The sequence below is a fragment of the Patulibacter medicamentivorans genome (assembly GCF_000240225.1).
Taxonomy (GTDB): domain Bacteria; phylum Actinomycetota; class Thermoleophilia; order Solirubrobacterales; family Solirubrobacteraceae; genus Patulibacter; species Patulibacter medicamentivorans.
On the sequence record NZ_AGUD01000104.1, the window covers coordinates 1 to 6870 of the forward strand.

At 75.9% G+C, this 6870-nt stretch carries 5 protein-coding genes; 3 read left to right on the forward strand and 2 right to left on the reverse strand.

Annotation, left to right across the window (positions count from 1 at the left end):
• On the reverse strand, positions 1 to 1200 hold a 1200-nt coding region (locus PAI11_RS08780; RefSeq protein ID WP_138974186.1), incomplete at its 3' end, for an esterase/lipase family protein.
• Between the two features lie 122 nt (positions 1201 to 1322).
• Between PAI11_RS08780 and PAI11_RS08785 the strand changes: the two genes are divergently transcribed.
• The 3 genes from PAI11_RS08785 to PAI11_RS08795 all read left to right on the forward strand — a co-directional run bounded on the left by PAI11_RS08785 (position 1323) and on the right by PAI11_RS08795 (position 5232).
• Entirely contained in the window at positions 1323 to 2504 is a 1182-nt protein-coding gene (locus tag PAI11_RS08785; protein WP_007573246.1) for an alpha-hydroxy-acid oxidizing protein, read from the forward strand.
• Positions 2505 to 2599: 95 nt separating this feature from the next.
• On the forward strand, positions 2600 to 4000 hold the full coding sequence (locus PAI11_RS08790; RefSeq protein WP_007573248.1) for an aldehyde dehydrogenase family protein: 1401 nt from the start codon (positions 2600 to 2602) through the stop codon (positions 3998 to 4000).
• Between the two features lie 248 nt (positions 4001 to 4248).
• Complete coding sequence (locus tag PAI11_RS08795; protein ID WP_007573250.1) at positions 4249 to 5232, forward strand: NADPH:quinone oxidoreductase family protein; 984 nt, start codon at positions 4249 to 4251, stop codon at positions 5230 to 5232.
• A 122-nt stretch (positions 5233 to 5354) separates the two neighbouring features.
• Here the strand turns inward: PAI11_RS08795 and PAI11_RS08800 are convergent.
• Positions 5355 to 6870 (reverse strand): alkaline phosphatase D family protein (locus tag PAI11_RS08800; RefSeq protein WP_040599401.1); only part of this gene is annotated, 1516 nt, incomplete at its 5' end.

A 6870-nucleotide genomic window follows, 5' to 3' on the forward strand; every position in this document is an offset into this window, starting at 1 on the left:
GGAGCGCGCCCGGCCGAGCCGGACCGTGGCGCCCGCCACCGCGGTGCCGTCGTCGGCCCGGACGGTCAGCCGCACCGGCGTGGTCCGGCCGGCGACCAGCCGCCGCGGGCGCGCCTCCAGCCGCAGCCGGGGCGGCGGGCCGGGAACGACCGGCGGCGCGTCCCCAGGGCAGCTGGCCGTGACGTAGCAAGCCAGCAGCGGCTCGCGGCCGACGTCGCCGGTCGCGCCGGCGCCGCTGAGCAGCGTCGGCAGGTACAGGATCAGGCCGATCGGGTCGGCGTTCGGGATCGCGCCCTGGTTGCAGCCGTTGGCGGCGATGCGCTCGCGCGATGCCGGCCCGTCGTGCTCGAGCGCGTCGATCGCCAGCGCGTAGGCGATCCCGTCGGTGGCGCTGGTCATCAGGTGCTCCGAGGTCGCCGCCGGGCAGATCTCCTGGATCGCGACGTTGCTGATCCGTCCCCCGCCGCCGTGCAGGGAGGAGCTGCCGCGGTCGTCGAGGTTCGGCTGAACGGTCTCGTCGGTGCGGGTGTAGACGTTGCTGTACGAGATCCCGGGGAAGGTCTCCTGGCGGCTGTTGAGCGCGGTGATGAAGGCCGAGTCGTCGCGCTGCTGCCACTCCGCGGGCTTGCAGCCGCCCTTCGCGCAGGTGTCGTCGCGGAAGACGGCGGTCCCGTGGTTCGACGGCGCCAGGCCGATCAGGTCGTCGACCATCGGCCGGGTGTCGGGCCAGAAGCGCAGCGCCCAGCGCGGCACCATCCCGCCCTGGCTGGCCCCGATGATGCTGATCCGGCGGCCGGCGCGGCGGTGGATCGCGCGGATCGCCGCCACCACGTACTCGCCGTTGACCTGGATGTCGTTGGTCGCCCAGTCCGGCAGCGAGAGCGCGCACCAGGGGACGCCGCGCGCCCGCAGCGCCGGCTCGTAGGTGAACGACCAGTTGGCGGTCACGTTGGCGTTGGTGCCGTGGACCAGCAGCACCGGGGTGCGGGCCGCGCGGTCGATCCCGGGCGAGCAGTCGAGCGACCGGGCGAGCGTCGCCGCCGGAACCCCCAGCGCCGGCCCGGGGCGATCGACCGGGGCGTAGGCCGGGGCCGCCGCGGCCGCCGATGGACCGACGACCGCCGCCAGGCCGACCGCCAGCGCCACGCGCCTGCCGCGGCCCGCGATCCTCCGCTCCCTGCTGCTGCCCCGAACGCGCATCTGCCCCTCCAGGTCTTTGCGACGCCGGCCGGCAGCGCTCCCACGGCGCCGGCCCGGACCGCTAGGTTACAGTCCTGCAACCCGGGGCGCCAGGCCCCGACCACGAGTCCCGAGGATCCGCGATGAGCACGCCGCCCCTGCCGTTCGGCATCTACCAGTTCGAGGTCTACGGCCGCGGACTCGGCGGCGAGCGGCCGGCGCTCCCGACGACCTTCGACGGGCTCCAGGAGCGCGCACGCGAGCAGCTCTCCGACGCGGCCTACGGGTACGTCGCGGGCGGCGCCGGCGAGGAGCGGACGATGCGGGCCAATCGCGCGGCGTTCGACCGCCACCGGCTGGTCCCGCGGATGCTCGGCGAGGTCGGCCAGCGCGACCTGACGACCACCGTCTGCGACACGACGCTCAACGCCCCGGTGGTGCTGGGCCCGGTCGGCGTCCTCAGCATCGTCCACCCGGAGGGCGAGCTGGCCGTCGCCCGCGCCGCCAACGAGCTGGGGGTCGCCAGCTGCCTGAGCAACGCCGCCTCGACGACGCTCGAGGACGTCGCCACCGCCACGCCCGACGCGCCGCGCTGGTTCCAGCTCTACCCGCCGAACGACCCCGAGGTCCGCCGCAGCCTGGTCGCCCGCGCCGAGGCCGCCGGCAACGAGGCGATCGTCGTCACCCTCGACACGCTGACGATGCCGTGGCGCCCGCGCGACATCGCGCAGGCCTACCTGCCGTTCCTGCTCGGCGAGGGGATCGCCAACTACACCGCCGACCCGGTCTTCCGGTCGAAGCTCGCCGAGCCGCCGGAGGAGAGCCCGCAGCTGGCGATCCAGCAGTGGGCGCAGACCTTCCCGAACCCCCAGATGAGCTGGGACGACCTGGCGGCGCTGCGCTCGGAGACCGGGCTGCCGCTGCTGGTCAAGGGGATCCTGCACCCCGACGACGCGCGCCGCGCGGTCGAGCTGGGGATCGACGGGATCGTCGTCTCCAACCACGGCGGCCGCCAGGTCGACGGCTCGGTCGCGTCGCTCGACCAGCTGCCGGCGATCGTCGACGCGGTCCCGGCGAGCGTGCCGGTGCTGCTCGACAGCGGCGTGCGGACCGGCTCCGACGTGCTGAAGGCGATCGCCCTCGGCGCCCGCGCGGTGCTGATCGCGCGCCCCTACGTCTGGGGCCTGGCGCTGGCCGGCCAGGACGGCGTCCGCGAGGTCGTCCGCTCGCTGCTCGCCGACCTCGACCTGTCGCTGGCGATGTGCGGCTGCTCGTCCCTGGCCCAGGTCGACGGCGACCTGCTGGTGCCGGCGCCGGGGGCCTGAGCCGCGGCATCCTCCGACCTGGCCGCGGCGGCGCGTGGATCCCGCGCCCGCGTCGGCGACCGCCCCGCCACCCGCGTGCCGGCATGATGGACGCCATGAGCGCGCCGACCGCCGCGACCGTGTCGCTGACCGTCCGCAACCCGTACGACGGCGGCGTCGTCGGCGAGGTGGCGCTGGCCGACCGGACCGCGATCCGCGCCGCGCTCGGACAGGGCGCGGAGTGGGCCGCCCGACCGCTGCCGAGCCGCCATCAGCGGGCGACGTGGCTGAACGCGATCGCCGACGCCGTCGAGGCCGAGCGCGAGTCGCTGGCGCGCGGGATCACCGCCGAGTCGGGCCTGGCGCTGAAGGACACCCGGGTCGAGGCCGCCCGCACCGTCGCGGTCTTCCGGTTCGCGGCGATCGAGGCGCTCGCCGATCGCGGCGAGAGCTTCTCCGGCGACATCACCGCCGACGGCCGCGACCGTCGCGCCCACACCCTGCAGCTGCCGGCCGGGCTGGTCGCGGCGATGACCCCGTTCAACCTGCCGCTCAACCAGGTCGCCCACAAGCTGGCCCCGGCGATCGCGGCCGCCGCCCCGATCGTCTGCAAGCCGTCCGAGCGGGCTCCGCTCAGCGGCCTGCGGCTGGGCGCGATCGTCGCCGCCGCCGGGGTCCCGGCCGGCGCCGTGACGGTGCTCGCGGCCGAGCCCGAGGCGTTCCTCGACGAGGTCCTGGCGGAGGACCGGGTGGCGGTGGTCGCGTTCACCGGCAGCGTCGCGGTCGGCAAGATGATCGCCGGCCGGCTGGGCTACCGGCGGGCGATGCTCGAGCTGGGCGGCAACGACCCGCTGATCGTCCTGGCCGACGCCGACCTGGACGAGGCGGCCGCGCTGGCGGTGACCGGGGCCTTCCGCAGCGGGGGCCAGCGCTGCACGGCCGTCAAGCGGATCCTCGCCGCCGAGCCGATCGCCGACGCGCTGGTCGAGCGGATGGTGGCGCGCACGCGGACGCTGGTGGTCGGCGACCCGGCCGACGAGCGGACCGACGTCGGCACGCTGATCAGCGCCGACGCGGCGGCGAGCGTCGAGCAGCGGGTCGCGACCGCGCTCGAGGCCGGGGCGCGGCTGCTGCTCGGCGGCACCCGCGACGGCGCGCTGATGCAGCCGACGGTGCTCGACCACGTGCCCCGCGACGCCGATCTGGTCGCGTCCGAGACCTTCGGCCCGGTCGCGCCGGTGATTCGGGTCGCCGACCTGGACGACGCGATCGCGGTCGCCAACGCGACGCCCTACGCGCTCTCCTCCGGCGTCTGCACCCGCGACCTCCAATCGGCGATGCGCTGCGTCCGCGAGCTGCGCGCGGGGACGGTGAACGTGCGCGAGCTGCCCGGATACCGCTCCGAGGTGACGCCGTTCGGCGGCGTAGGCGACAGCGGCCTGGGCGTCAAGGAGGGCGTTCGCGAGGCGATCCGGGCGATGAGCTTCACCAAGCTCTACACCCTGCCCTGGACCTGAGTCCGCGACCGACCCGGAGCCTCGTCCGAGGGTCGAGGTGGTCGATATCCCGCAACCCGAGGCGTCATCCGCGGTCGCCGGCGGGCCCCGCCGGGCCGGGTGGGTCGACGCCGGCTCGCCGCGAGGGGCCCGCCGCTTCGCGGCCGCCGGCGACAGGCGGTAGTGTCCGGCCGGCTGCTGGTACCGAGCGGTACCCGTGGCGATCAGGCGCGCGGCGACGGCCGCGGCACGCGACGAGGGAGCGCAGGATGAGGGCACAGCAGATCACCGAGCTCACCGGCCCGGACACGGCCCTGAAGCTGGTGGACCTGCCCGAGCCGGGCCCGGCCGACAACCTGCTCGGCGGCGAGGGCGTGGTCGTCGAGGTCGGCGCCGCCGGGGTCTCGTTCCCCGAGCTGCTGCAGACGCGCGGCATGTACCAGATGAAGCCGCCGGTCCCGTTCGTCCCGGGCAGCGAGGTCGGCGGGGTCGTCCGCAGCGCCCCGGCGGGCTCCGGCCTGGAGCCCGGTCAGCGGGTCGCGGCCTTCTGCATGCTCGGCGGCTGGTCCGAGGTTGCCGTCGCCTCGCCCGACCTGACCTTCCCGATCCCCGACCGGCTCGACGACGCGCAGGGCGCGGCGCTGATCCTGAACTACCACACGGCCTGGTTCGCGCTGGTCACCCGCGGGCGCCTGAAGGAGGGCGAGTCGGTGCTGGTCCACGGCGCCGCCGGCGGCGTCGGCACCGCCACGCTGCAGGTCGCCAAGGGCCTGGGTGCCCGGACGTTCGCCGTCGTCTCGACCGACGAGAAGGAGCGGATCGCCCGCGCCGCCGGCGCCGACGAGGTCGTCCGCTCCGACGGCCCCTGGAAGGACCAGGTCAAGGAGCTGTCGGGCGGCGGCGTCGACCTGATCATCGACCCGGTCGGCGGCGACCGCTTCACCGACAGCCTCCGCTCGCTGCGCCCGGCGGGCCGGCTGGCCGTGGTCGGCTTCACCGGCGGCGAGATCCCGAGCGTCAAGGTCAACCGCCTGCTGCTCGGCAACACCGAGGTCCTCGGCGCCGCCTGGGGCGAGTGGCTGTTCCGCGACCGCACGCTCGGGCCCGCGATCGGCGCCGAGATCGGCAAGCTGATCGACGCCGGCGCGATCGACCCGCCGATCGGCGCCCGCTTCCCGCTCGAGCGGGCCGTCGACGCGCTGAAGACGCTCGACGAGCGGCGGGCCGTCGGCAAGGTCGTGCTGGAGCCGTAGGGGGCGCGCCGCGGCGTCAGTTCGCCGCGCCGTCCGTGGGGTGGCGTCAGTTCGCGGCGGTAGGCGGGGCGACGTGACGCCGCTGCGCGGGCGCCGGGGTGAGATGACGCCAGCGCCCTCCCCTACCCGGTCCGCTCGACCGCGACCCGCCCGCGCGGCACGCGCAGCGACGCCAGCGTCCGGACGGAGGCGGTCGGGCGCAGGATCGTGTCGACCGCCCGCAGCTGCACCAGCAGCTCCTCGCGGCGGGCCTCGACGACCGTGTAGCCGTGGGCGGTCGCGTTCGAGAAGACCAGGTGCGGGTTGGCGGCCAGCCCGAGGCCGCCGGCCAGCGGGCCGGTCAGCGGGGCGACCAGCTCGAGCGCCGAGGTGGCCAGGTTCGAGGCGGCGATCGTGCCGGCGACGACCTCGGTCGCGAACGGCGTCCCGCGGCTGCCGCCGTCGGTGGTGGCGACCCCGGCGTAGAAGGCGTGGGCGTCGCCGGCGATCGAGACGACGTCGTCGACGCCGCGGGCCCGCAGCGTCTGCCCCACCAGCCGCCGCTCGTCGGCGTGGGCCTGCCACGAGTGCTTCGGCGCCCCGATCACCGCCCCGTCGATCGTGTTCGCCATGTCCATCAGCATCACCGGGTTGCCGAGCAGCTTCCATGCCGCGCGGCTGAACGTCAGGCCGTCCAGCAGCCACCGCCGCTGGGCGTCGCCGAGCAGCGTCCCGCCGGCCCGCGCGTACTGGCGCGCGTCGAGCAGGAACAGGTCCAGCAGCCCGCCGACCCGTGCCCGCCGGAAGACCCGCGGCGCGGTTCCCGGGCGGTGCTCGACCGGCATGTGCTCCAGCCACGCCCGGTAGCCCGCCGCCCGCCGCGCGGCGAAGGCGGCGCCCCCGACGCCGTCGACCCCGTCGGCGTCGTAGTCGTTGGCGACCTCGTGGTCGTCCCAGACCGGCAGGAACGCGTGGTTGGCGTGCATCCGCCGCAGGTCGGCGTCGCTGCGGTAGACCGCGTACTTGGCCCGGTACTCGGGCAGCGTGCGGGCCACGCCGCTGCCGCCGGCCGGTCGCGGCTCGCGCCGCGTCAGGTCCAGGTAGGTGTCGTAGACGTAGTCGCCCAGGCAGACGACCAGGTCGAGGTCCTCGTCGGCCAGCGCCGCCTGGCCGGTGAAGTAGCCCATGAAGTACATCTGGCACGACCAGAAGCCGATCCGGACCGGCGTCGCCGAGTCGGCCGGCGGCAACGTCCGGAAGCGCCCGACCGGCGAGCTGCGGTCGGCGGTCGCGAACCGGTACCAGTACTGCTCGTGCGGTCGCAGCGGCGCGCCCTCGACGCGCGCGCTGGCAGTTCCGGCCGCGTTGGCCCGGACCGGTACCCGCTGCCGGTGGACGACCCGCGCGAAGCCGGGATCGCGGGCGACCTCCAGCTCCAGCGCGCCGCGCAGCTCGGGCTCCTGCAGCTGGGTCCAGAGCGTGATCCCGCGCGTGTCCGGCTGCCCCGCCATCACGCCCTGGGGGAAGCGGCCGCCGCGCGCCAGCGGTCGCCGCGGCCGCACGGCGGTCGGGTCGGGCAGCAGCCGCGCGGCGACCGTCGCCGGGGCCACCAGCGTCCCGGCCGCGAGCGTGCCGGCGCCGGCCAGCAGCCCGCGGCGG

Excerpts from the sequence above, each read along its gene's own strand:
- PAI11_RS08785 (WP_007573246.1), top strand. The coding sequence starts at position 1,323 with ATGAGCACGCCGCCCCTGCCGTTCGGCATCTACCAGTTCGAGGTCTAC.
- PAI11_RS08790 (WP_007573248.1), top strand. The coding sequence starts at position 2,600 with ATGAGCGCGCCGACCGCCGCGACCGTGTCGCTGACCGTCCGCAACCCG.
- PAI11_RS08795 (WP_007573250.1), top strand. The coding sequence starts at position 4,249 with ATGAGGGCACAGCAGATCACCGAGCTCACCGGCCCGGACACGGCCCTG.